Below are 24556 nucleotides of genomic sequence, written 5' to 3' on the forward strand. Positions count from 1 at the left end.
GGAAGCAAATGGAATTTGTGCACCCCCGTAAGGGAAAATTCGCATTGGACGAGTTGGTAGAGGATATTGGCGCTTTTCTAGCAAGTGATCAAGCGGCAGAGTATAAAGTTGTTATCGGAACAGACTCGCAAACCAATCAACAAGGAACCACCTTTGTCACAGCCATTATCATTCACCGCGTGGGCAAGGGCGCCTCATTTTACTATAGACGTTTTCGCAACCAACCTGTGAGGGATTTGCGTTATCGGATATATCGTGAGACAGAGCTTAGCTTAGAGTGTTTAGAGCAATTAAAAGAAAAAGGGTTACTTCAGCTTTCGATGGATTGGCCTGTAGAAATTCATTTGGATGTGGGTCAGCGTGGTCCGACGAGAAAGTTGATCCAAGATGTCGTAGGATGGGTGACAGCGGTAGGGTATACAGCAAAAATTAAGCCAGAAGCATACGCTGCTAGCGCTGTTGCGGATAGATTTACCAAATAAGTAATAAACATAGGCAAGCATCAGGTTTGCTCGACAAATTTAGTAAAACCGTTGACAAGATCTTTGTCCCCTTGTTATAATCTTGGTTTGTTTGACAAATGACTACCTACATGGTACAATTGTTACGATATGAGTGAGGTGGTCGATCAATGGGCAAAAATGCGCTATCCGAGATCAAACATACCTTGGATCATTACATCGGCAAGAAGATCCACCTGAAAGCAAATAGTGGTCGCAGAAAGACCATTGAACGGACGGGAATCCTAGAGGAAACCTATCCTTCTGTTTTCATCGTTAAACTAGATGAGGCTCAGCATGCTTTTGAGCGCGTGTCTTATAGTTATGCAGACATTTTAACAGAGTCCGTTGAACTGACCGTTTTACAAGCGGAAGAGAGACTGCCTGTTAAATATATAAAGACGACCCAATAAGAACACTTTATAGTGTTCTTTTTTTTGTTCTAACACATACTAAGGGTAGTTCCGCAGATCAAGGAGGAGATGGTTCTTTGGCACGAAGTAGAGGAGTTATGTCCGAGGCTTTGAAGGTAGAATTAGCCAAAGAATTGGGGTTTTATGATGTCGTCCAACAAGAGGGTTGGGGCGGGATTAAAGCACGTGATGCCGGCAATATGGTAAAGCGAGCGATCCAGCTAGCTGAGGAACGGTTGCAGCATTCACAGCACTAACCATTAATCTGCGGAGCGAGGACTTAGAAGGGAACCCCTTCTAAGTCCTTCTTACTTAAGTTTTTATTTGTAGTAGAACATGATACAATAGAAGGGCTAGTTTTAATGAAATTATGACGGATGGGGGGGATCCTTGAGATGGAGATATCGGTTAAAGCTCCGGCTAAAATAAATCTAACGTTAGATGTGTTACATAAACGGGATGATGGTTACCATGAGTTGGAAATGGTTATGACATCAATCGACTTAGCTGATCGGATTGATTTAGTATCCACATCCCAGCCCTCTGTTCGCCTCCGTAGTACTTCAGGATTTGTGCCGCAAGATGAACGTAATTTAGCTTATCGTGCAGCAGCCCTCCTAAAAGAAAATTACGATGTGAAGCCAGGTGTATTTATTACTATTCATAAGCATATCCCCGTTGCTGCAGGTTTAGCGGGTGGGAGTAGCGATGCCGCAGCTACGTTGATCGGATTAAATAAGTTGTGGAATTTAGGACTTACTTTAGATGAATTGGTTGAATTAGGTGCTCAGATTGGGTCAGACGTCCCTTACTGTGTTCATGCTGGAACAGCGCTCGTGCGTGGTCGTGGAGAACGTTTAATGCCGATTTCCTCACCACCTGCTTGCTGGGTTGTTTTAGCAAAACCAGAACATGGAGTATCTACTGCAGAAGTATTCCAAAAGTTTGAGCAGGTTTCTCCCGATAATAGTCCTGATACAAAAGCGATGGTAGCGGCGTTGGAGCAGGGAGACTTTTCTGGAATCTGCGCTTCATTGGGTAATGTGTTAGAAGATGTCACGTTAAAGTCATACCCGACTGTAGGGCGCATCAAGGATAAGATGAAAGAATTTGGTGCAGAAGGAGTACTCATGTCTGGGAGCGGACCAACCGTTTTTGGGTTGGTACGACAAGAGGCGAGAGCTCGCAGGATCGTCAATGGATTGCGTGGATTTTGTCGTCATGTCTATATGGTGCGGATGCTGGGTCAGCTTGATCAAAACCGAACAAAGTGATATATTTTTGACATTACATTCGGATTTTGGAGGTCAAGTGAAAAATGAAGTGGAAGCGGAGCGCAAGGCTGGTCGATATGACCTATCAATTGATTCAGCGTCCGCATTCCCTCATTCCGTTAGGAGAGTTTGCGCAAACGTATCAAGCTGCTAAATCATCCATTAGTGAAGATTTAGCGATTATTCAAGAGACGTTTCGAACAGAAGGAATGGGAGAATTGCAGACAGTTGCTGGGGCGACAGGAGGAGTACGCTTTATTCCCCGTATGAAGCGGGAGCAAGCAGAAAAGTGGATACAGAGTATGTGTCAGCGTTTAGCCGATCCAGAGCGTCTCTTACCTGGAGGTTATTTGTATTTGTCTGATTTTTTGGGTGACCCGACTGCTTTATCTCAGTTAGGCTGGATTTGGGCGACTGTATTTGCAGATCGTCAAGCCGATGTTGTGGTAACAGTAGAGACGAAGGGAATTCCACTAGCGCATGCAGTCGCCTCCAATCTAGGGATACCAGTGGTTGTAGTGCGAAAGGGCCACCGTGTAACAGAAGGATCGGTTGTGACCATCAATACAATCTCAGGTTCACGCAAAGATATTCGTACTCTGTCCTTATCTCGCCGTAGCTTGGCGGAAGGTGCACGTGTCATCGTGATTGATGACTTTATGAAAGCAGGCGGGACCTTTCGGGGCTTGATCGACCTGATGAAAGAATTCCGTGCCGAAGTCGTAGGTACAGGTGTGATGGTAGAGTCCGAAGTAGAGGGGCGCTTAGTAAGTGGGATAGCTTCACTGATGAAAATAACGACGATTGACGAACAAGCAGGTGATGTTGAGGTGGCAACAGGCACCATTCTTGATGATGAAGGCGGGTGGATGGAGTGAAAGTGGTTAAAACGACCGCAGCCCCACAGGCGATTGGACCTTACTCACAGGCAGTCGTTAGTGGTGGTCACGTTTATACTTCGGGACAAATCCCTCTTACTGCAGATGGAGAGCTTATCCAAGGGGATGTAACAGCTCAAACGGAGCAAGTGCTAAGTAATGTGCGTGCAGTATTAGAAGCGGCAGGTACAGACATGAATCATGTGGTGAAGGTAACGATCTTCCTGTCCGATATGAACCATTTTCAGCAAGTGAATGAGGTGTATGCGGCACACTTTGATCGTCATCAGCCCGCACGTTCGTGTGTCGAAGTGAGCCGCTTACCAAAAGATGTGCAAATAGAAGTAGAAGCGATAGCTGTAATACCAACTTTATAGAGAAAAATCTTGGAATTAAATTGAAGGATTCTTACCCAACCTTGTGGAATAGATAGATGGAATGCACTAGGGAATGGGTGGTGAATGAGGTTGGATATAACGGAAGTTCGTCTACGCCGGGTGAATCAAGCAGGAAGGATGCGTGCGATCGCCTCCATTACAATCGACCAAGAATTTGTTATTCATGATATTCGTGTGATTTATGGTAACAATGGTCTGTTTGTGGCGATGCCGAGTAAGAAGACGCCTACAGGAGAATTTCGCGATATCGCCCATCCGATTTCCCCGAAGATGCGGGAGAAAATTGAAGACGCAGTTTTGGGCGCATTCCTTCAAGCGGATGAGAAAAATATGGGTAGGCAAGTGTTTGAAGGTCAATTACCGTTAGATGCCTAAATACATAGGAGAGAAGCTTCCTGCAAAAGTGGGGAGCTTTTTTTAAGGGGGATGATCGAAGAAGTGCTCGACAACTGCGTTAGAATCAGTTGAATTATAGGCTTTTTTAAGATATAGTTTGATTGGAGTTTGATTGGAGAAAACGGGGGTGCGTCCTTCCATGGACCAACTACAAGCAGTTGTTTTAGCGGCTGGTCAGGGAACGCGAATGAAGTCAAACAAACATAAGGTACTGCATAAAGTGTGTGGTAAACCGATGATTGATTACATTGTAGATTCCTTGCAAGAGTTAGGGATTAAACAGCCGATTATAGTAACAGGATACCAATCAGAAGCATTAGAGGAGCACCTAGGTGAGCGTGCTTTATTTGTGCGTCAAGAAGAACAGTTGGGGACTGCTCATGCTGTCATGCAAGCAAAAGAATTATTGGCAGAAAAACAAGGAACGACACTGGTGATGCATGGTGACCACCCGCTTTTTACCACAGAGACATTAGAGCGATTGATCCATCATCATCGTGAGCAAGAAGCGGCGGCAACTATCTTGACAGCAACTCTTCCTGATCCAACAGGATATGGCCGTGTGATTCGTGGAGAGGATCAGCTGGTAGATGGGGTTGTTGAACAGAAGGACGCGAGTGAAGAAGAGCGTGCGATCTGTGAAGTGAACACAGGAACATACTGTTTTGATAATGAGAAGTTATTAACATCGCTCTCACAGGTTTCGAATGATAATGCACAGGGTGAATATTACCTTCCTGATGTGATTACCATATTGAGAAGCGGAGAAGAGAGAGTAGAAGCTACCCTCATGGATGATGTAAATGAAGCGCATGGTGTAAATCACCGTGTACAATTAGCGGAGGCAGAAAAGATTATGCGTCGTCGCATCCTTCACCAACACATGGTTAACGGGGTAACCATTATTGACCCGGACAACACCTATGTTGAAGCGGGAGTGACGATTGGAAGTGACACGGTGATCCATCCCGGCACACATTTGCGGGGAGCAACTAAGATCGGTAGTGACTGCACGATCGGACCACAGGCAGATTTGACGAATGTGGTTATTGCGGACTCAGTAACCGTTCAGTATTCCGTGGTACTAGATAGTCAGCTCGGTGAGGGAGTAAACGTGGGTCCGTACGCACGTATTCGACCAGGCTCCAAGCTAGAAAAGCAGGCAAAAGTGGGCTGTTTTATCGATATGAAGAATGCGCATATTGGTGAAGGAACGAAAGTGCCTCATCACGCGTACATCGGAGATGCGAAACTAGGGAAAAAAGTAAACATCGGCTGTGGTACGATTACAGTAAATTACGATGGCAGAAAAAAGCAGCAGACAGTGATTGCAGATGGAGCATTCGTGGGTTGTAACGTAAACTTGATTGCACCTGTAAGTGTGGGTGAGGGTGCTTACGTCGCCGCGGGCTCATCAATCAATCAGGATGTGCCAGCAGATGGGTTTGCTATTGCAAGGCAACGGCAAACCGTTAAGCCACAGTATGTAAAACGTATGAAAGATAAACTTTAAAGAATAGTCGATGGAGGGCATAATAGCGATGACTAAATTGCGCCAATCGCGTTTGCAAATTTTTACTGGAAACGCTAATCCTCAGTTAGCGAAGGAGATTGCCGATCATATTGGAATCCCTTTGGGCAGAGCTCATGTAGGTCGCTTTAGTGATGGGGAGATTACAGTTCGGCTAGACGAAAGCGTTCGAGGTTCCGATGTATACGTGGTTCAACCCACTTGCTACCCTGTAAATGATAACCTGATGGAATTGTTGGTTATGGTAGACGCATTAAAGAGGGCATCTGCGCGTACGATCAATGTCGTTATTCCTTACTATGGTTATGCACGACAAGATCGTAAGACACGAGCACGAGATCCGATTACATCCAAACTGGTGGCCAACCTGATTGAAAAAGCAGGTGCTGACCGTGTGATTACGATGGATTTACACGCGACGCAGTTGCAAGGATTTTTTGATATTCCCGTTGATCATCTCCTCGGTGTACCCATCCTAGGGGACTATTTCTGTGGTAAAAACTTAGACGATGTGGTCGTCGTATCCCCAGATCATGGTGGTGTGATCCGAGCGCGTAAGTTAGCAGAACGCTTAGAATCTCCTATTGCTATCATTGATAAACGTCGTCCGGAACCCAACGTTGCTGAAGTGATGAATATTGTAGGGAAAGTAAAAGGAAAAACGGCGATTATTATAGATGACATCATTGATACTGCGGGTACTATTGCGCTTGCCGCTGCAGCACTAAAGGAGCAGGGAGCAAAAGCGGTATACGCGTGCTGTACTCACCCTGTCTTTTCTGGACCGGCATTAGAGCGTATTTATCATGCTGATATCGAGGAGATGATCGTCACCAACACGATTCCGCTATCAGAAGAGAAGAAGTTGAATAAGGTGAAGGTACTATCTGTTGCTTCGTTGATGGGTGAAGCTATCATCCGTGTGCATGAAGAAATGTCTGTCAGTAAATTGTTCGACTAAGGATAGCCCTCTCTCTTGTTTGAGTACCCTATCTTCGGGGTATATTGATAACAGACACGGTACTTAACCGAAGGAGAGGATGTATGATGACGACCAAGATCACTGCGGAAAAACGAGAGGGGAAGCCCCGTTCTATCATTACTCGTTTGCGTCGAAGTGGTAGAGTCCCAGGAATATTGTATGGGGTAGGTACGGATAATCAACTTCTTCATGTCGATGAGGGGGAGATGAAGCGTCTTTTGCATAACGAGGGACTTTCATCTGTTGTGAGCTTACAGTTAGGGCAGCAACCGTTTAACGTGATGATTCGCGAACTGCAACGCGATCATGTGAAAGGGCATTTTGTTCATGTAGACTTTGAAGCAATCTCCATGAACGAGGTGCTGGAGGTAGACGTCCCACTCGAATTGACGGGAACACCGATAGGGGAGAAAGAGAACGGAGTTTTGGAACAACCTCTTCGTACGATTTCTATCCGATGTCTACCAAGCGATATCCCCGATTCATTATCCGTCGATGTACAAGCACTTGATGTAGGCGATTCCCTGGCCGTAAAGGATATTGCGATCCAAAGCGGAATTGAAGTCTTGACGGATGAAAATGAAGTCGTTGCTACGGTGACCACACCACAGCATAACGTTGCAGCAGAAGAAAATGATGAAGACGAAGGAGTGGCAGCAGCCACTGAAGAAGAGAGTGAGGAGCAAGAGTAATTTTTGCTCTAAGATATAGTAAATAGTGTTGGCGCAACCACTTGTGGTTGCGCCACTTGAACGTTAGGGGAGAAAAGTATTGAAACTGATTGTAGGACTAGGTAATCCGGGGCCGCGCTACGACTTAACGCGGCATAATGTTGGGTTTTGGGTGATTGAAGAGTTAAGTCGGCGTTGGGCCATTCCAGTGACTCAATCTAAGTGGAAAGGGATGAAGGGAGAGGGGCGCATCGCGAATGAGAAAGTGGTGTTGCTTATGCCGATGACATATATGAATCTTTCGGGGGAATCCGTGAGAGAGGCTTTGGACTGGCTCAAAGCGGACATAGATGACTTACTGGTCATCTATGATGATCTGGACTTGTCTCCGGGATCACTTCGGTTGCGTATGAAAGGAAGTGCTGGAGGGCATAACGGAATGAAATCGATCATCCAGCATTTAGGAACAGACGAATTTAAGCGTATGAAGGTAGGAATTGGTCGTCCAGCAAAGCGGATTCCTGTTTCCGATTATGTGCTTTCACCTTTTTCTAAAGAAGAGAGTCCACTGATAGATGAGGCAGTGGGGGCAGCGGGGGATGCAGTTAAAACCTGGATGGAGGATTCATTTCTCGTAGCGATGAATCAATATAATAAGCGGATTGTGGCTGAGGGGAAGCAGGGCGAATAACACCATGTATAGCTATGCTACACTTGCGTCGATACTATAGGGGAATATTCTTGTGGTTGGGGGCGTATGCATGGCTATACATTATACTTGTCGTTATTGTCGGATCGAATTGGGTCAGATTGAAGAACACATGGACGATATACGACTGGGTTTCCATCAGTTGACCCCAGATCAGCTCAGAGATATAATTACCTATGATCTTTCCGGGCAGACTGAAGTTCGTGTGGTATGTGAAACATGCCAAGAAATGTTAGAACTTCATCCAGAGTTGTCTCTCCTACCCAACCCCCTGCAATAGGGAGTGTGTTGTTTGTAGGAGGGCTATTTTGCGCTATTGCGGATTGTTTTCCAAGCCATGGCTGAAGGTTTCGCTACGGCTTTTTACCCATTGTAAAAGTTTTCATATAGTTTTGTCGATGAGAGGGGGAAATAAAGAAATTGGAATCACTTATTCAAATGTTTAGCCAGGATGCCGACTTTCAGTCGACGCTGGCAGGTCATAAAGCGGGTATGCCAGAACAGCTTGTTGCTGGTTTGAGTGGCGCCAGCCGTAGTTTGTATATTGCGACACTCTTTCGGGAGCTAAAACAGCCCATGGTCGTGATAACCCACAATCTAAATCAAGCTCAAAAAGCGGCTGAGGATATAGGGGAGTGGCTCCCTGCTGAACAGGTACTTCTCTATCCAGCTAATGAAGTGGTGACAACGGAGATTGCTCTTTCCAACCATGAGACCTACGCGGAACGAGTAAATGTGTTGTCAAAACTAGCACAAGGATTTACAGGTGTGTTGATTGTTCCGTTTGCAGGGATGCGTAAATTGCTCCCCCCTAAAGAAACCGTGAGAAAAGGTCATATTTATTTGCGGGTGGCAGAAGAAAGTCCGATTGAGCCACTTATCCACCGATTAGTAGAAACAGGTTATGAACGAGTAGATATGGTAGAAAGAAGAGGAGAATTTAGTGTACGGGGTGGAATCATGGATTTGTATCCCGTTACCTCTGAGCATCCTATACGCATCGAATGGTTTGATGATGAAGTAGATTCAATCCGGTCATTCTCAGTGACCGATCAACGTTCGCAAAAGAAGCATCAAGCTGTAACCATCCCGCCTGCGAAAGAACTATTTGCTGCACCAGCCACCCTTAAACAAGCAGGGGCACAGGTGAGGAAGCTGTTAGCTGAGCGCCTAAACGAGACGAAAAATACGGAATTAAAGGCGAAGCTGGATGAAAAAGTGGGCTGGGAGATCGAGCAGTTCAGCTCTGCATCTACATTTACAGGGATGTATAAGTATATTTCTCTATTATATCCCCAGTATGAAACGCTAGTAGATTATATGCCGGCAGATGCGCTATGTATCATGGATGAGCCAGCAAGAATTATGGAAGCAGCAAAGCAGATGGAACGGGAAGAAGGAGAATGGCAGACTGCGTTATTGCAACAAGGGGAGTTTTTACCGCAGTTGAAAATTTCCCTCACCTATGAGGAATGCATGGGAATTTCTAATCCGCGACTTTATCTCTCGCTCTTTATGCGCCAGGTTCCAGGTACTCAGCCGCAAAACATAGTACAATTTATCAGCCGCAGCATGCAGCAGTTTCACAGTCAAATGCACGTGTTAAAGACAGAGTGGGAACGCTGGGAGAAATCTAATTACCGTGTTATATTTACGGCTAGCAGTCAAGAGCGTGCGGAACGCTTGGAACGCATTCTACTCGACTATGGAATGGAAGTAGCGCGTGATCCACATGAGCGGATTCCGCGTGTAGGAAAGCCGGTTATATTTGTTGGAGCCATTCAAAACGGATTTGAACTGTCAGGAACACGGTTAGTTGTGGTGACAGAGGGCGAGGTTTTTACGCAGCAGCAAAGACGAAGACGGATGCCGAGCAAAGTAGATCATGCTGAAAAGATAAAAGATTATCAAGATCTGAAACCGGGCGATTATGTGGTTCATGTTAACCATGGGATCGGGCGGTATATTGGCATTGAGACGCTAGAGGTAGGTGGATTGCACAAGGATTACCTCTTAGTGCAATATGCGGGTAATGATAAGTTATATGTACCTATCGATCAGATAGATCAAGTGCAAAAATATATTGGTGGCGAAGAGCGTAAGCCGAAAGTATATAGTTTAGGCGGTAGTGAATGGAGCAAGGTAAAAAATAAAGTGCGATCCTCTGTCGAGGATATTGCCGCTGACCTGATTCAGCTGTATGCGAAGCGAAAGCAGGCGAAAGGATACTCATTCAGTCCTGATACCCCTTACCAGCGTGAATTTGAAGCGATGTTCCCGTATGAAGAGACACCGGATCAGTTGCGCTCAATTGAAGAGATTAAGAAAAATATGGAGAGCGAGCAACCGATGGATCGCTTATTGTGTGGGGATGTAGGGTACGGAAAGACTGAGGTGGCCATTCGGGCTGCGTTTAAAGCGACGATGGAAGGTAAGCAAGTGGCTGTATTGGTGCCGACGACGATCTTGGCACAGCAGCATTACGAAACGTTTTGTGAACGCTTTTCCGATTACCCTGTGCAGATTCGTGTGTTGAGCCGCTTTCGTGGTCGCAAGGAACAGAAAGAGACGATTCAAGGCGTTGGGCAGGGTACGGTAGATATTGTGATAGGAACACATCGCATCTTATCCAAGGACGTAAGTTATAAGGATTTGGGTTTACTTATTATTGATGAAGAACAACGCTTTGGTGTAAAGCATAAAGAGAAGATTAAAGAGATGAAACATAATGTAGATGTGCTTACGCTTACAGCCACCCCGATCCCCCGTACGCTTCATATGAGCATGGTAGGGGTTAGAGACTTATCTGTTATTGAAACCCCACCAGAAAACCGTTTCCCTGTGCAAACTTATGTACTAGAATACTCAGGAGCATTGGTGCGGGAAGTGGTGGAACGAGAGATTGCTCGTGGTGGACAAGTGTACTTCCTTTATAATCAAGTACAAAATATTGATCTGATGGCAGAACAAATTCAAATGTTAGTTCCTGAAGCACGTGTATCTGTTGCCCATGGACAAATGAAAGAGACGGAATTAGAGCGAGTAATGCTCGACTTCCTAGATGGTGAAACGGATGTGCTGGTAAGCACCACTATTATTGAAACAGGGGTCGATATTCCTAATGTGAATACCCTTATTATTTATGATGCTGATAAAATGGGCTTGTCACAGCTGTATCAGCTAAGAGGGCGTGTGGGGCGTTCAAATCGAATTGCGTACGCTTACTTCACGTACCAACGGGATAAAGTGTTGTCTGAGGTGGCGGAAAAAAGATTGCAAGCAATCCGGGAATTTACAGAACTAGGTTCAGGGTTTAAAATAGCAATGAGGGACTTGTCCATTCGAGGGGCAGGGAATTTATTAGGGGCCGAACAGCATGGCCATATAGCTAGCGTTGGTTTTGAACTATATAGTCAAATGTTAAAAGAGGCGATTCAAGAAAAAGAAGGAAAAGAAGAAGTAGAAGAGACGATGGAGCCAGAGATTGAATTAAAGGCAGATGCTTATATTCCCTCTGAATATATTGAGGATGGAAAGCAGAAGATCGAGATCTATAAAAAGATTCGTGCTGTACAATCTCTAGCTGAAGCGAGTGATTTAGAAGAAGAGATTGAAGATCGCTTTGGTGATATACCTAATTCTGTACGAACCTTACTGTTGATTGCACGTCTGCGAGCGTATTGTATTGGATACAAAGTTGAAAGTATGATACAAAAGGAACATGAGATTGTGATGAAGCTACATCCAAGTCAGAATCAAACGATCGATGGACAAAAACTCTTTCAGCTAGCACAGGAGTTTCCGGGTCGGGTTCGCTTATCTTCTGGGGAACGAATCGGGATCATATTCCGTGTTCGTGGCCTCACTCACGAGAAGGCATTGGAAATAGTAGAGCAATTTCTGATAAAATATGAGTTCGTTCTAATGAAGGGAGCTTTTCAGAATGCAGCCAATTAAAAAATTTATGATGCTCATGCTTGTTTCCGTCCTCTCTCTATCACTCTTTCTAGCAGGGTGTTCTAAAGAGGATAAAGAAGCGGACAAAGGGGTTACCAGTGAAACAACTTGGCCGTTAAAGACGACTAGCGATAAAGTGATTGCTACGTATGACGGTGGAGAAGTGACACAAGGGGAATTTAATCTTTATCTTAATATGCAGAACTTCTTCCGTCCGGGACAGATTGAGATGATGATTAAGTCACAACCGCAACTGCAGGAAGAGTTATTGAAGCAGTATGCAGTAGAGAAAAAATTGACTAGTGATGCAGAAGAAAGCAAGGACTTAGATAAAACCGTAAAAGAACAGATGACTGAAATAGAGAAGCAAATAAAAGCAGCACCGCCAGCTGAGGGTGAAAAAGAAGGCGAAGTGACGCTGGAGAAGAAATTAGAAGATGCTGGTATAGAAAAGAAGCAACTAGAGTCGTTCTTAAAGCAAAGCAAGCAAGTGGTTAACCAGTTGGAGAAAGAGGCAAAAGGAGAAGAGCGGGAAATGATCAAGCTGCAACATATCTTGATCTCTACCCAGCAGCCGATCCCAGATGAGAAAGATAAAGAAAAAGAGCCGAAACCTCGTTCTGATAAAGAAGCGAAAGCAATCGCCGCTGACATTAAGAAACAATTAGATGAAGGGGCCGACTTTGCGAAATTGGCTAAAGAAAAATCAGACGATCCAGGGTCAGCAGCTCAAGGTGGCGAGCTTTCAGGAACAGCGGATAGCTGGGTTCCTCAGTTCTCAGAAGCAGCACAAAAACAAGAACTGAACAAAGTAGGAGAGTTGGTTAAGACCGACTATGGTTACCACATTATTAAAGTGTTGGAGCGGAATAAAAGGGCTTACTCTGAATTAGATCAAGCTGCGCAAGATTCCATTTTGCAGGAGACGTTCGGTAAACATATGGAAAAGATGAAGTTGAAAGATCTTAAGTTACCTGATTTTGAAAAAGAAGCAGAGAAGAATAAGTCAACTGAGGGTGAATCGAAAGAAGAGCAGCCAGAGAAAGAAAAAGAGGAGAAGTAGGATCGAAGAGCGGGGCAGATGCCTCGCTCTTTTTATGGTTGTTCTTTTTGTTATAAAATGGTAAATAGATGCCAACGCATAATATACTGGTAGTGGATGAATACTATGGTCGTATTTCAAAACGGCGTATAGCCTAGGTCTGATAAACGATATTCGATATAGAAAGTGAGGCATCATGATTGATGAAAGCGACTGGTATCGTGCGCCGGATCGATGATTTGGGACGAGTAGTAATCCCGAAAGAGATTCGGCGAACGCTTCGTATTCGGGAAGGTGACCCGCTGGAGATTTTTGTAGATCGCGATGGGGAAGTAATTTTGAAGAAGTATTCTCCGATCGGGGAGCTGGGAGATTTTGCGCAGGAGTATGCAGAATCGATTTATGAAAGCTTACAACATTTTGTTCTCATATGTGATCGTGATCATGTCATTGCCGTGGCGGGTATTTCGAAAAAAGAGTACCTGGATAAACCAGTAGGTGAACTGACGGAAGATTGTATGGAGCAAAGAAAGAAAGTGGTTGAAAATTCTCCTGCGGAAGGAAAAATCATTCGCGATCTTGAAGAATCTTATCAATCTTATGTGATCGTCCCTATTGTATCCGGGGGAGATCCGATCGGGGCAGTCGTCATCCTCTCAAAAGAAGGGGACAAACAGATGGGCGAGTTGGAAGAGAAGGTAGGAATGACGGCGGCTGCTTTTCTGGGGAAACAGATGGAGCAATAATATCACCTGTACATGGAAAGCAGGCTCAGCACAGCCTGCTTTTTTATTTTTGTCTACCCAGTATAGATGGATGTATCGCAGGAGCGTTTACTTTCTTCTCGTCGTCTGTGTATAATGGGATTTATTGCTGTAAGAAGAGGAGAAACGAAAGATGGGGAGAACAGAAACCTCCTTCGTTAAGGGGGCTTTTATTTTAGCGATTGCCGCCTTTATCAGTAAATTATTAGGTGCGTTATATCGAATTCCATATCAAAATTTAACAGGGGATACAGGTATGTTTGTCTATCAACAGGTGTATCCCTTGTATAGCATATTATTTATTTTTGCTACCGCCGGATTCCCGGTGGCAATTTCAAAAATGGTTTCAGAAAAGTTCGCATGGGGGCAAGAGGAAGAGGCATATGCTATTTATCGTCTTTCGCTTGTACTTCTTGCTATCTTCGGGGTAATCACCTTTCTGCTGCTCTACGCAGGCGCCCCGTATATTTCCACTTGGATGGGGAGCAAAGAGATGCTTACGCTGCCGATTCGCGCGGCTGCATGGGCATTATTAGTGTTACCCGTGTTAGCAGCAATGCGTGGCTACTCTCAAGGGCAAGAAAATATGACTCCAACCGCGGTTTCACAGGTGATAGAACAACTTGTGAGGGTGATGGTTATCTTACTGCTCTCGTGGTGGATGATGGACAATGGTTACGGAGTCGTGTATGCAGGGGCAGGAGCATTATTTGCTCCTTTCATCGGTGCATCTTGTGCTCTGTTGCTTTTGGGATGGATGCGAACCCGAACGGGAGAGCGTCTTCGTTTACAGGGATGGAAACATCAACTTCGTATCAATGGATCGTTTTCACGACGTCGTGTCGCTCGTGAATTGGTGCAGCTATCGCTCCCTATCTGTCTTGGATCGCTGGCACTTCCTTTGTATGGTGTCATTGATTCCTTTACTGTTGCCAATTTCTTAATATATAGTGGGTGGGAACCGGCGCAAGCGATAGCAGTAAAAGGGGTTTTTGATCGCGGGCAACCATTGATTCAATTTGGTTCATTTTTTGCGGGGGCACTGGCGCTATCAGTTGTTCCAGCCGTTGCAAAAGCACGTGCGGAAGGCGAAGGGAAACGAGCAGAGGGTGCAGGCAGAACAGCGATGCGTCTTACGATGATGCTAGGATTACCGGCGGCAGTAGGGTTGTCACTGGTGGCACAACCGGTGAATGTGATGTTGTATGAAAATAGAGAAGGATCTTTGGCATTGGGCATTCTTTCTTTCTCCATTATACTGGCCGCCTTAACGATGGTTTCGACGGCCATCCTTCAGGGTTACGGTGAGGTAAGGCGTCCCGCGTGGTATCTGTTAGTGGGAGTAGGGTCTAAAGTGATCCTAAACTTTTTCCTTGTACCGTTATGGGGAATTGAGGGAGCAGCGGTTGCAACCATATTAGGATATGGAGTGACAACAGTACTAAACCTACGATGGTTAGGGAGAGCGGTACAAGCCCCTGTATTTGATTGGGGAGAAAAGAAGAAAGGGATATTGCTTGCACTGTCAGCTATGATTGTTGTGGTGGGGGTAGTCGTTCTAGGAGGGGATATGCTGGTAGCAGATGCATCCAATCGACTGGGGATGTCATTAATTTCACTGGTGGCTGTGTTCTCTGGTGCTCTTATCTACCCATTCGTGTTGTTCCGTTGTAAGGCGATTACACGAGCTGATTTGCTACGGCTATCGGCTGGGAAACAAGAACGCCTCCTTCCACGTCTGGAAAAGTGGGGTCTTATAGAGAAAGAAAATGAAAAGAACAGTGATGGTTCATTATAGGATGAAGAGGGAGGGAATAGCATGATCGCTAAAGTTACGATAGTAGGTCTTGGCTCTGGAGATGAACATGATTTGAGTTTAGCCATGTTTCGGCGGTTGCAACAAGCAGATACCGTTTACGTACGAACGGCGGATCACCCTATTACAGCATGGTTACAAATGGAAGGTATCTCGATGCAAGCGCTGGATGAAGTTTATGAGAAGCATGATGATTTCGCTTCGGTTTATCAGGAGATTGCGGATCTCTTGATGAAGAAAGCGAATGATGAGAAGGCAGAGGTGATATACGCTGTGCCGGGTCATCCTATGGTAGCGGAGCAGAGTGTACAACTTTTGCTGCAACAAGGAGATCAGCATGGAGTTCAAGTAGAAGTGGTTGGGGGTCATAGCTTCCTTGATGCTGCCTTTGCTCGTCTACAGTTTGATCCGATCGAAGGATTTCAGATGTTGGATGCGTCCCACCTGGAGAGTGAACGGATTGATCCTGCTTTGCATCAAATCTTTTGTCAAGTGTACGATGGGCTGACAGCTTCGGAAGTGAAGCTATCGTTAATGGAACATATGCCAGATGATACAGTGGTTCAAGTGGCATCTAGTTTAGGGATAGAGGGTGAGGAAAGGATTTTAACGGTCCCCTTGTATGAATTAGATCGTATTGATTCATGGGATAATCGCACGATTATTTATGTAGCTCCGCAGCGAAATGAACAGGTATTATATCGTAGGTTTGACTTTTTAACGGCTGTGATTGCACACTTGCGAGGACCAGATGGGTGTCCATGGGATCAAGAGCAGACACACGAAAGTTTACGCCCGTACTTATTGGAGGAAGCATACGAATTCCTCGAAGCCATTGCAGAGGATGATCCAGAGCAGATGGCAGATGAGTTAGGGGATGTTTTGTTACAAGTGCTGCTACACGCTCAGATCGGTGCAGAGGAAGGCACGTTTGATATCGGTGATGTGATAGAATGCTTATCAGCCAAAATGATTCGTCGCCATCCCCATGTGTTTGCGGAAGGTGAAGCTAAAAATGCCGACGAGGTACTGTACAATTGGGAGCAGTTGAAGCAAGCGGAGAAAGAAGGGGTTGAAAAGAAAGAATCCTCACTTCTAGATGGGATTCCGAAAACATTCCCAGCGATTCAGCGTGCACTAAAACTACATAAACGAATGGCAAAAGTAGGGTTTGATTGGGATAGCGCGGATGAGATCCGACCGAAGCTGCTGGAGGAATTGGACGAGCTATATGAAGCTGAGGGGGAAGAGGAGCAGGAGAAAGAGATGGGCGATCTCTTGTTTGTCGTTCTAGCCATCGCACATCATTTAGGTGTAGATGCGGAACAAGCCTTATTATCCACTTGTCGTAAGGTAACTTATCGCTTTGCTCATATTGAACAGCAAGCAAAAGAGGAAGATATTGATTTGTCAGATGCTTCCATAGCACAGATGGATCAATGGTGGGATGAAGCGAAAGCACAGGAGTAACGGGTAGGGGCAGGGATTTCTCGTTCTATCTCGAAACTTATAGACAATCGCTCTACTAGACGTAGGTTTTGTATAAAGTTAGCTTAAACAGAAAAGAAAAGGTGAAGTGAAGATGCGGTTAGACAAGTATTTAAAGGTTTCTCGCCTCATTAAAAGGCGGACGCTAGCAAAAGAAGTGTGTGACAAAGGTCGAGTCGAAGTGAATGGAAAGCAGGCTAAGGCTGGTGTTGATGTGCGGATTGGCGATGAAATCCGCATCCGTTTTGGACACAAACGGATTACGATCCGCGTTGAATCCTTGCAGGAAAAGGTAAGGAAAGAGGAATCCCCTACCTTATATACGCTCTTACACGAAGAAAATATCGCTTCGTCATAGAATGTACGCTTGATCAGTTCTATCTCCATCCCCTTGTCCATATGATAAGAGCAAAAGGAGGGACAAGGGATGGAAGAAGAAATCTATGTGAGTAGTAGTAGCCGACACGAGATTGCGATGGTAAACAGAAACACCTTGGAAGTTACGGGTGTGACCAGTGTAGAGAGCTTTGATAGTGAGGAGTTTCTCCTAAATACAGAGTATGGCTATCTAGGGATTCGTGGCGACGAGCTGCATATTAAAAATCTAGATTTAGCCGAGGGAAGTGTATCGATTGAGGGGAACTTCTACGAAATGAGCTACCTTGATGATGGAATGGCACGCTCAGAGAAAGTGAAAGGTATGTTTGGAAGGTTATTCCGGTGACACTATCCACACAGTGGATCACGCTCTTATGCATGATCGGTTCGGGTTGGATGATGGGTGTGATCTGGGATGGATATCGGGTATTAATCCACCGCTTCTCGTTACGAGGATGGACGATCACGGTCGTGGATATTATGTATTGGCTCGTCTGTGTATCCCTTGTTTTTAGTCTCCTCTTTTATAGTAATTGGGGGCAGTTGCGCGTCTATGTGTTTGTGGCTGTGATCGGAGGGTATACAATCTATCAATACTGGTTTAGCGCGACTGCGTTTCATGTGATGAAGCGAACCTTTGCCATGATCGAGCTGATTTTTTATCAGTTTGTGCGTATGCTGGTCATGGTGATCGGTGGCCCGATATATTGGCTGTGGGTATTGGTTGTTTCTCTGTTGTCCTGGTTATGGCGCCTGGCTCGCTCCATTGCGACTATTGTGTGGCGCTTGTTGTCACCGTTACTCAGGTGGATGGCGAGTCCACTCGCTCCACTTATCCGCTGGTTGAATAGGATGGCGCGTCTAGCGTGGGGGAGGGTGAAGAGGATGAGAGACTGGTTATTTTCAAAAAGGTAAAGGGTGATGGTATTGAAACGTTCACAACATCCAGATGAACCCCATATCGTCTCGTTCGAGACACGTCGCTCTTCGGAAGAGCCTGCTGCGAAAAAGCCGCAGGCCAAGAAGCGTGTGCTAGCCCCGGGGGTTAAACGTCGCCGCCGTCTCTGGTTAGCTATCATGGTGGTTTTTATTCTGTGGAGCGGTGGAGAAATCATCTATCAATCGTTTAAAGTACAGGCAAAAGAGCAAGAGTATGCAAAGGTGGAAGAAGAGTTTGCCCAGTTGAAAGCGGAACGAAAAAAGTTAGAAAAAGAAGTGGAACGCTTACAGACGGATGAGTATATGATGTATCTCGCACGAAAGTTTGGTTACAAACTGCCAGGGGAAGAAACATATGCGGAACCAGAACGGTAAGGACGAGTAAACCGACTGTTTGGTTATAGGACAAGCAGCCGGTTTTATTTGTGTGTATGTGAGGATATAATGATAGAAAAAAACTCGCGTTTTTCCTTGACTTGTTCTCTACATTCTGTGTATAATAGTCCTTGTGACACAGACGGCGCGGGGTGGAGCAGTTGGTAGCTCGTTGGGCTCATAACCCAAAGGTCGCAGGTTCAAGTCCTGCCCCCGCAACCAAAACCGAGTAAGAGGATCACTTCTTACTATTCTTATGGCGGCGTAGCTCAACTGGTTAGAGCGTACGGTTCATACCCGTGAGGCTAGGGGTTCGAGTCCCTTCGCCGCTACCATAGGAAGCAAGGGGAAGGCGTGGGGCAACCTTCGTACTGCGAGGGTATTTGCTAGCGCCTTCTTTTTCATATTCATGACGAGGGGTAGGAGGTATTGTGGATGTTACGATTAAAAAGATTAAGTTTACAACTATTAATAAAACATACACAGAAGAAGTACGGGATTGGCGTGGCCGACACTGCTTCGCAACGCAATATCCTAATCCGGATGGTAAACGGATCTTCCTCACCTATTACTTTGTAAAAAAAGGATATACGATTTCAAAAGTGTTTGATCGCACTGGTAAATTTCTGTATTTTTATTGCGATGTCATGGATATGAGACAAACAAGTCGTTTACGCTATGTGATGGTGGATTTGTTATTAGACCTCATCATATATCCGGATGGGCGTTATCATGTGATCGATATCGATGAGTTTGCTGTTTCAATCGAGAAGGGGCAATTGAAAAAAAGGCAGCAGGTACACGCATTAAAGACATTACATAAGATGATTCAGTTACATATGAAGCGCGCACTTATACCAGTAGATTTACATAAAATCCAAATGCATCCACTAGGTCCGTCGCCATCAGAGTGATATACAGCATGGGATTCCTAATGTTACTGTCGACTCGTGCATAGGTGAAGAAGGGCCTATGCCGTGTATAACCCTAGTGTTCTTCTGAATATCGCCCCGTTCCGTAGGGAATCGGGTCTTTTTTTGTGTGTGGATAAAAAGAAATATGAGAGGAAAGTATGGGAGATCTTCGAAACTTTTGTCGTTTTCTTCCCCTTTCTATAGCGCCTCGACAAGGTCATACAGGGAAGCCGCTCATATGTGTACGAACTTAGGGGAGCGCATGTTTGTACTTGGGATAAAGACAAAGAAGCAAATACGCGTAACAACAAGGAGAAACGACGCTTTATAAATTGTCGGAAGATTTTTTTAATAACACAGGCATTACGACAAACTTATCTATATGCCCCCGTTATAATGAGTGGCACACCGAAAAAAAACGGGGGTGCCGAAAAATTATGATGAGTATGACTCAATGGCTAGAGAGAATCGGTTTTAGTTCTAACGGTGAAGTTGTGATGGCGAGTAAGTGGAGACGGGGAAGTGGACTTTGGATGCGGCAATGGATGTACTCATGGAATGTACCGATGTTGCTGATGGGCTTCTTGTTGGGAAGAGCGATGATTATGGATGTGGTTTCTCCTTTTGCCGTCGCTTTTGTGGCAGTACTCTTTCACGTAGGGACACGCTTTTGGCCGTTGGCTATGCTCGCCTGTATGGGAGGGGCGCTTACTTACTCAATAGAGCATGCGGGTTGGATGACAGGATTACTTCTTACTCTGGTAGGGGTACAAAAGGGGTTGATGCTGATAGGGCGGGGACGCATCAATGACTTGCCACTGGTGGTCATTGTTGCAACAAGTGCGGCTCATGTATTGATGCTTTCGCTAGAAGGTTGGACAAGCTATAGTGCGCTGCTGGCCATGGCGGATGTGCTTCTAAGTGTGATTCTCACCTTAATTTTTTTGCAATCATTACCCTTCTTTACAGCGCGTAGGAGACAGATGAAACTACGCAATGAAGAGATGATCAGCTTAGTGATTCTTGTTAGCTCTGTACTGACAGGGGCGATGGCATGGGAATGGCAAGGGATATCTGTGGCCCATATTTTAGCACAGTACATGATCTTGATATTGGCACTTGTGGGAGGTGCGATGGTTGGGGCGGCAGTAGGGGTGGTTGCGGGAACGATATTGTGTTTATCCCAACCACAAGCTGTATATCAGATTAGTCTCTTAGCGTTTGCGGGAATGCTAGCAGGTTTATTTAAAGAAGGGAAGAGGTGGGGGGTGGCCCTCGGATTTATATTAGGTAGTTCTATGCTTGCTCTGTACGGGACTGGAGCGACGGAGGTGTGGCTCTCTTTACTTGAGACCGGGGTGGCTGTCTCGCTCTTTTTGCTGACACCTACATCTGTACTACAGAGATTGCGGAAGATGGTTCCTGGTACAGAAGAGTATCAGCAGACTCAGCAAGATTATGCGCGGCGCTTGCGGGATGTCACCTCTGCCAAGATTGAACAGTTAACTGAGCTATTTCAAGAATTAGCAGATCGGTTTCGAGAGGATGGAGGGGAATTTCGAAAACAGGATGAGGCATACATGAATCGTTTTATCTCAGCTACAGTGGATCAAACATGTCGCACCTGTCACAAGTTTGAGCAGTGTTGGGAGAAACAATTTATGAAAAGTTATCAAGGGATGTCAGATCTGATGGCGATGGTGGAAGTGGGAGGGGATCAACGCATAAAGGTTCCATGGTTTTGGGCAGAGCACTGCGTTAAAGCGCAAAAGGTGGTGGATTCAGTGCAGGAGCGCTACAACCTGTATGAACGGGACATGCAGTGGTGGGAGCGATTGAAGGAATCCAACCGCTTGGTCTCCGATCAGTTGAGCGGGGTAGCGGAAGTGATGAAAGACTTCTCATGTGAAATCAAACAGGAGACACAAGTGCTGACCGCGCAAGAAGGTCATATACATCAAGCGTTAGAAGAGTTAGGTTTATCTATTCAACAAGTGGAAGTATTAAGCTTAGAGGAGGGGAAAGTGGAGATTGAGGTGATTTTGCCACATGGAGATGCTTTGGATGAGTGTCGTAAGTTGGTAGCACCGTTGTTGACTGAAATTGTGGGCGAGCCGATTGCTGTTCATCGCAAAGTGGTACAGGGGCGTTCTGCAGGGGCGGTTATTACATTGGGATCAGCACAACGCTATGAAGTGAAAACGGGGGTGGCAGGAGCAGCCAAAGGAGGGCAATTTCTTTCTGGGGACAGTTATTGCTACCTCAACTTAGGAACAGGGAAGTATGCGGTGGCGGTGAGTGATGGGATGGGAAACGGTCATCGGGCTCAACAAGAGAGTAACGCAGCTCTTCAGTTGTTACGCCGTCTTTTGACCGCAGGGATGAATGAACAAAAAGCAGTGAAGACAGTAAATTCCATGCTTAATTTACGCTCTCTCGATGAGGTGTATGCAACGGTTGATTTAGCAGTAGTCGATCTTAATACTGCAGATGCACGTTTTTTAAAGAGTGGGGGTACTCCTGGATTTATTAAACGCGGTCGTGAGGTCCATAAGGTGGAGGCGGAGAATTTGCCAGTAGGGATTATCCAGGATATCGAAGTAGATCCAGTGCAAGCGGAGCTGGAGCCGGGTGATTTAATCATTATGATGACGGATGGCATCTACGATGCACCGCATCATGCAGCTAATAAAGAAGCATTTATGAAAAGGTTGATTGCGGAAATTGAAACGAAGGATCCACAAGGGTTTGCTGACTGTTTGTTGGAAAAAGTGATTCGTTATCACAAAGGGGAGATTGAAGACGATATGACAGTGATCGTCGCTCGCGTCCAGCGCCATACCCCAGAGTGGACAACCATTCGTTTGCCGGGGGTGGGACCAGTTGAACGGCCACAAGCAGGTTGAACAAATAAGTGGGGGATGTAGTATCGAGAAAGGAGTGGAGCGAAAGAGAAAGCTGTTACATCTTTATGACCGATGTGTGCAAAGTTGATTTTTCAAAGAAAAGTAAGATACAATGTGGAAAATCTATCGGCTACCTGAGGGGTTCTCCCCTCAGGTTTCGTACTAGAGAGAAGGGAGTTGGGGGAAGATGGTAAGAGATGTGGTTGCACAGCAGATTGAAGTTCACGACTGGATTGATGAAGGCGAACTCATCTTGGTCGCTGTGTCGGGTGGGGCCGATTCGATGGCGTTGCTACACATCCTTCATACCCTTTCCCCACGTTTTTCCTGCAGGTTATTAGCGGTACATATTGATCACCAATTGCGTGGAAGTGAAAGTGATGAGGATGCAAACTATGTATTAGAACAGTGTAAGCGCTGGGGGATTGACTGCCACACGGAGAAAATTTCTGTAAGGGATGTGTTAGCGACAGAGAAAGGGAACCTGCAAGATACTGCACGTCAACTTCGCTATGAAGCATTCGTCAAGATTGCCAAACAGACTGGGGCAACGAAGCTGGCTGTTGCTCATCACGCCGATGATCAAGTAGAGACGATCATTATGCGGCTGTTGCGAGGGACGGGTGTAGCAGGGCTACAAGGTATTCCAGTGACTCGATCATTACCTCCGGTCACGGTGATACGGCCATTATTAGGGGTGGAGCGCTCACACATCGAGCAATATTGTGAGCAAGAGGGAATAATGCCCCGTCAGGATTCTAGCAATCAATCGCTAAAATATACACGCAACCGAATCCGGCAACAAGTGGTGCCATTGCTGCAACAGATGGAACCTCGTGTAAAAGAGCATCTGATCTCGTTAGCAGAAATGGTATCTAAGGAGGAGGAAGCGTGGAGATTATATGTGGAGCAAGCAAAAAAAGACGTTGTTGTAACGGAAGAAGCAGGACGGGTGGTTCTTGCGTGTGAACAACTGCTCTTGTTGCCACTCGCTTTACAACGAAGGTTGATTAAACTAATATTAAAATGTCTATCCTCTTCTACAGAGCAGGAAGAGACATTTACAGCAATTACACAAACCCTGTACCTAGCTCAACATGCAGAGCCATCTGTTTCAGTAGATCTCGCTGGTGGGGTGGTTGCTCGTCGTCAATATCAGCTTCTGGTGATTGAGATGAAAAAGCAAGCACCACAAAGAGAGTCAGTAGAAAGTGTAGTACGTATTCCTATTCCAGGTACGATCAAGCTCCCTACTTTTGCAGGCGAACTGACAGTGATTATTACAGAAAAGAAGATAGAATCACTACAAAACACTAGCTCTTACTATGCTGTTTTTGATCGCGCTTATTTGCGGGAGCCCGTCGTGGTAAGAAGCCGACGGACAGGTGATCGGATGCGTCCGTGGGGAGTAAACGGCACAAAGAAAGTAAAAGATATGTTGATTGATGCCAAGATCCCGGTAACGATACGTGATCGCGTACCTATCGTCTGCCATGGGGAAACAATTATCTGGATTCCAGGGGTACGTCGCTCCGATTGGGCGCCCGTTACGACGCTCAGCGATGAGTTAGTAATGCTCATATGGGAAGAAGAAGCACATGTTTAATTTTTGTGTGGAGAAGGAAAGAGATTACATACACTCAGGAGGTTCTTATGCACGACAACATTAAGGAAGTGTTATTTAGCGAGCAAGATATCGCCCGTGCGGTGCAACAGCTCGGTGAGCAGCTCACTGCTGATTATAAAGGTTTAAATCCACTGTGTATCTGCGTTTTGAAAGGTGCCGCTCCCTTCATGGCGGACTTGGTGCGCGCGATGGATATTGAACTGGAAATGGATTTCATGGATGTATCCAGCTACGGTGCATCTACCAAATCATCCGGTGTGGTCAAAATCATTAAAGATCTTGACGCGAGTGTAGAGGGGCGTCATGTTCTCGTAATGGAAGATATTATTGACACAGGACTTACTTTAAGTCACCTCATCGATCTTCTGCATCATCGCAACGCGGAAACGATTAAAGTGGTTACCTTGCTCGATAAACCGACACATCGTTCGGTCAATTTAAAACCAGATTATTACGGCTTTGATTGTCCGGATGAGTTTGTTGTGGGATATGGGCTAGACTATAGTGAACATTATCGTAATTTACCTTATATCGGTGTGTTAAAAGAGGAAGTATATCAAGCGTGATGCAAGTTGTGAGCTTGTAAGCCACTATGGTA

General features: G+C 45.5%; 25 protein-coding genes and 2 tRNA genes. All 27 read left to right on the top strand.

Features of this window, described 5'->3' with window-relative positions; genetic code table 11:
• Positions 1-8: 8 nt before the first annotated feature.
• Entirely contained in the window at positions 9-482 is a 474-nt protein-coding gene (locus NXZ84_RS12535) for a ribonuclease H-like YkuK family protein (RefSeq protein ID WP_258840682.1), read from the top strand.
• A gap of 149 nt (positions 483-631) precedes the next feature.
• Complete coding sequence (gene veg / locus NXZ84_RS12540) at positions 632-913, top strand: biofilm formation stimulator Veg (protein WP_258840683.1); 282 nt, start codon at positions 632-634, stop codon at positions 911-913.
• 77 nt (positions 914-990) lie between these two features.
• Positions 991-1170, top strand: a complete 180-nt coding sequence (locus NXZ84_RS12545) for an alpha/beta-type small acid-soluble spore protein (RefSeq protein ID WP_258840684.1) — start codon at positions 991-993, stop codon at positions 1168-1170.
• A gap of 138 nt (positions 1171-1308) precedes the next feature.
• Positions 1309-2187 (top strand): 4-(cytidine 5'-diphospho)-2-C-methyl-D-erythritol kinase, encoded by an 879-nt coding sequence (gene ispE / locus NXZ84_RS12550; protein ID WP_258840685.1) that lies wholly within the window; start codon positions 1309-1311, stop codon positions 2185-2187.
• A 44-nt stretch (positions 2188-2231) separates the two neighbouring features.
• Complete coding sequence (purR, locus tag NXZ84_RS12555; RefSeq protein ID WP_258840686.1) at positions 2232-3065, top strand: pur operon repressor; 834 nt, start codon at positions 2232-2234, stop codon at positions 3063-3065.
• A complete protein-coding gene (locus tag NXZ84_RS12560; protein WP_309495908.1) occupies positions 3053-3442 on the top strand; it encodes a RidA family protein in 390 nt (129 codons plus the stop codon). The genes purR and NXZ84_RS12560 overlap by 13 nt, the downstream gene beginning before the upstream one ends.
• A gap of 90 nt (positions 3443-3532) precedes the next feature.
• A complete protein-coding gene (spoVG, locus tag NXZ84_RS12565; protein WP_258840688.1) occupies positions 3533-3838 on the top strand; it encodes a septation regulator SpoVG in 306 nt (101 codons plus the stop codon).
• Positions 3839-3998: 160 nt separating this feature from the next.
• Complete coding sequence (gene glmU, locus NXZ84_RS12570; RefSeq protein WP_258840689.1) at positions 3999-5372, top strand: bifunctional UDP-N-acetylglucosamine diphosphorylase/glucosamine-1-phosphate N-acetyltransferase GlmU; 1374 nt, start codon at positions 3999-4001, stop codon at positions 5370-5372.
• 28 nt (positions 5373-5400) lie between these two features.
• Positions 5401-6351 carry a ribose-phosphate diphosphokinase gene (locus NXZ84_RS12575; RefSeq protein ID WP_258840911.1) on the top strand — a complete coding sequence of 317 codons (951 nt, stop codon included), beginning with the start codon at positions 5401-5403 and terminating at the stop codon, positions 6349-6351.
• A gap of 86 nt (positions 6352-6437) precedes the next feature.
• On the top strand, positions 6438-7064 hold the full coding sequence (locus tag NXZ84_RS12580; RefSeq protein ID WP_258840690.1) for a 50S ribosomal protein L25/general stress protein Ctc: 627 nt from the start codon (positions 6438-6440) through the stop codon (positions 7062-7064).
• A 79-nt stretch (positions 7065-7143) separates the two neighbouring features.
• On the top strand, positions 7144-7734 hold the full coding sequence (pth, locus tag NXZ84_RS12585) for an aminoacyl-tRNA hydrolase (RefSeq protein WP_258840691.1): 591 nt from the start codon (positions 7144-7146) through the stop codon (positions 7732-7734).
• Between the two features lie 70 nt (positions 7735-7804).
• Positions 7805-8032: an anti-sigma-F factor Fin gene (locus NXZ84_RS12590; protein ID WP_258840692.1), complete on the top strand. Its 228-nt coding sequence runs from the start codon at positions 7805-7807 to the stop codon at positions 8030-8032.
• Positions 8033-8172: 140 nt separating this feature from the next.
• Complete coding sequence (gene mfd / locus NXZ84_RS12595; RefSeq protein ID WP_396654044.1) at positions 8173-11709, top strand: transcription-repair coupling factor; 3537 nt, start codon at positions 8173-8175, stop codon at positions 11707-11709.
• Positions 11696-12772 carry a peptidylprolyl isomerase gene (locus tag NXZ84_RS12600; protein WP_258840694.1) on the top strand — a complete coding sequence of 359 codons (1077 nt, stop codon included), beginning with the start codon at positions 11696-11698 and terminating at the stop codon, positions 12770-12772. The genes mfd and NXZ84_RS12600 overlap by 14 nt, the downstream gene beginning before the upstream one ends.
• Before the next feature lie 182 nt (positions 12773-12954).
• Entirely contained in the window at positions 12955-13497 is a 543-nt protein-coding gene (gene spoVT / locus NXZ84_RS12605) for a stage V sporulation protein T (RefSeq protein WP_258840912.1), read from the top strand.
• A 151-nt stretch (positions 13498-13648) separates the two neighbouring features.
• Positions 13649-15313: a putative polysaccharide biosynthesis protein gene (locus NXZ84_RS12610; RefSeq protein WP_258840695.1), complete on the top strand. Its 1665-nt coding sequence runs from the start codon at positions 13649-13651 to the stop codon at positions 15311-15313.
• A gap of 21 nt (positions 15314-15334) precedes the next feature.
• The gene (yabN, locus tag NXZ84_RS12615; RefSeq protein WP_258840696.1) at positions 15335-16801 is read left to right on the top strand and encodes a bifunctional methyltransferase/pyrophosphohydrolase YabN; all 1467 of its coding nucleotides are present in this window, start codon (positions 15335-15337) and stop codon (positions 16799-16801) included.
• A 112-nt stretch (positions 16802-16913) separates the two neighbouring features.
• Entirely contained in the window at positions 16914-17177 is a 264-nt protein-coding gene (locus NXZ84_RS12620) for an RNA-binding S4 domain-containing protein (protein WP_258840697.1), read from the top strand.
• Between the two features lie 69 nt (positions 17178-17246).
• The gene (gene yabP, locus NXZ84_RS12625; RefSeq protein ID WP_258840698.1) at positions 17247-17543 is read left to right on the top strand and encodes a sporulation protein YabP; all 297 of its coding nucleotides are present in this window, start codon (positions 17247-17249) and stop codon (positions 17541-17543) included.
• The gene (yabQ, locus tag NXZ84_RS12630) at positions 17540-18112 is read left to right on the top strand and encodes a spore cortex biosynthesis protein YabQ (protein ID WP_258840699.1); all 573 of its coding nucleotides are present in this window, start codon (positions 17540-17542) and stop codon (positions 18110-18112) included. The genes yabP and yabQ overlap by 4 nt, the downstream gene beginning before the upstream one ends.
• A gap of 6 nt (positions 18113-18118) precedes the next feature.
• Positions 18119-18511, top strand: a complete 393-nt coding sequence (locus tag NXZ84_RS12635; RefSeq protein WP_258840913.1) for an FtsB family cell division protein — start codon at positions 18119-18121, stop codon at positions 18509-18511.
• A 146-nt stretch (positions 18512-18657) separates the two neighbouring features.
• Positions 18658-18733: transfer RNA gene (locus tag NXZ84_RS12640), tRNA-Met, on the top strand.
• 36 nt (positions 18734-18769) lie between these two features.
• Positions 18770-18846: transfer RNA gene (locus NXZ84_RS12645), tRNA-Met, on the top strand.
• A gap of 96 nt (positions 18847-18942) precedes the next feature.
• Positions 18943-19425, top strand: coding sequence for a ribonuclease FAU-1 family protein (locus NXZ84_RS12650; RefSeq protein ID WP_258840700.1), 483 nt, complete (start codon positions 18943-18945; stop codon positions 19423-19425).
• Between the two features lie 437 nt (positions 19426-19862).
• Positions 19863-22331, top strand: a complete 2469-nt coding sequence (gene spoIIE, locus NXZ84_RS12655) for a stage II sporulation protein E (RefSeq protein ID WP_258840701.1) — start codon at positions 19863-19865, stop codon at positions 22329-22331.
• 187 nt (positions 22332-22518) lie between these two features.
• Positions 22519-23937 carry a tRNA lysidine(34) synthetase TilS gene (gene tilS, locus NXZ84_RS12660; RefSeq protein WP_258840702.1) on the top strand — a complete coding sequence of 473 codons (1419 nt, stop codon included), beginning with the start codon at positions 22519-22521 and terminating at the stop codon, positions 23935-23937.
• Between the two features lie 47 nt (positions 23938-23984).
• Positions 23985-24524, top strand: a complete 540-nt coding sequence (gene hpt, locus NXZ84_RS12665; RefSeq protein ID WP_258840703.1) for a hypoxanthine phosphoribosyltransferase — start codon at positions 23985-23987, stop codon at positions 24522-24524.
• The last annotated feature ends 32 nt before the right edge of the window (positions 24525-24556 follow it).

The organism is Mechercharimyces sp. CAU 1602 (assembly GCF_024753565.1).
Taxonomy (GTDB): Bacteria; Bacillota; Bacilli; order Thermoactinomycetales; family JANTPT01; genus Mechercharimyces.

Excerpts from the sequence above, each read along its gene's own strand:
- NXZ84_RS12535 (WP_258840682.1), top strand. The coding sequence starts at position 9 with ATGGAATTTGTGCACCCCCGTAAGGGAAAATTCGCATTGGACGAGTTG.
- veg (WP_258840683.1), top strand. The coding sequence starts at position 632 with ATGGGCAAAAATGCGCTATCCGAGATCAAACATACCTTGGATCATTAC.
- ispE (WP_258840685.1), top strand. The coding sequence starts at position 1,309 with ATGGAGATATCGGTTAAAGCTCCGGCTAAAATAAATCTAACGTTAGAT.
- purR (WP_258840686.1), top strand. The coding sequence starts at position 2,232 with ATGAAGTGGAAGCGGAGCGCAAGGCTGGTCGATATGACCTATCAATTG.
- glmU (WP_258840689.1), top strand. The coding sequence starts at position 3,999 with ATGGACCAACTACAAGCAGTTGTTTTAGCGGCTGGTCAGGGAACGCGA.
- NXZ84_RS12575 (WP_258840911.1), top strand. The coding sequence starts at position 5,401 with ATGACTAAATTGCGCCAATCGCGTTTGCAAATTTTTACTGGAAACGCT.
- NXZ84_RS12580 (WP_258840690.1), top strand. The coding sequence starts at position 6,438 with ATGACGACCAAGATCACTGCGGAAAAACGAGAGGGGAAGCCCCGTTCT.
- NXZ84_RS12590 (WP_258840692.1), top strand. The coding sequence starts at position 7,805 with ATGGCTATACATTATACTTGTCGTTATTGTCGGATCGAATTGGGTCAG.
- NXZ84_RS12600 (WP_258840694.1), top strand. The coding sequence starts at position 11,696 with ATGCAGCCAATTAAAAAATTTATGATGCTCATGCTTGTTTCCGTCCTC.
- spoVT (WP_258840912.1), top strand. The coding sequence starts at position 12,955 with ATGAAAGCGACTGGTATCGTGCGCCGGATCGATGATTTGGGACGAGTA.
- NXZ84_RS12610 (WP_258840695.1), top strand. The coding sequence starts at position 13,649 with ATGGGGAGAACAGAAACCTCCTTCGTTAAGGGGGCTTTTATTTTAGCG.
- yabN (WP_258840696.1), top strand. The coding sequence starts at position 15,335 with ATGATCGCTAAAGTTACGATAGTAGGTCTTGGCTCTGGAGATGAACAT.
- NXZ84_RS12620 (WP_258840697.1), top strand. The coding sequence starts at position 16,914 with ATGCGGTTAGACAAGTATTTAAAGGTTTCTCGCCTCATTAAAAGGCGG.
- yabP (WP_258840698.1), top strand. The coding sequence starts at position 17,247 with ATGGAAGAAGAAATCTATGTGAGTAGTAGTAGCCGACACGAGATTGCG.
- NXZ84_RS12635 (WP_258840913.1), top strand. The coding sequence starts at position 18,119 with ATGGTATTGAAACGTTCACAACATCCAGATGAACCCCATATCGTCTCG.
- spoIIE (WP_258840701.1), top strand. The coding sequence starts at position 19,863 with ATGATGAGTATGACTCAATGGCTAGAGAGAATCGGTTTTAGTTCTAAC.
- tilS (WP_258840702.1), top strand. The coding sequence starts at position 22,519 with ATGGTAAGAGATGTGGTTGCACAGCAGATTGAAGTTCACGACTGGATT.
- hpt (WP_258840703.1), top strand. The coding sequence starts at position 23,985 with ATGCACGACAACATTAAGGAAGTGTTATTTAGCGAGCAAGATATCGCC.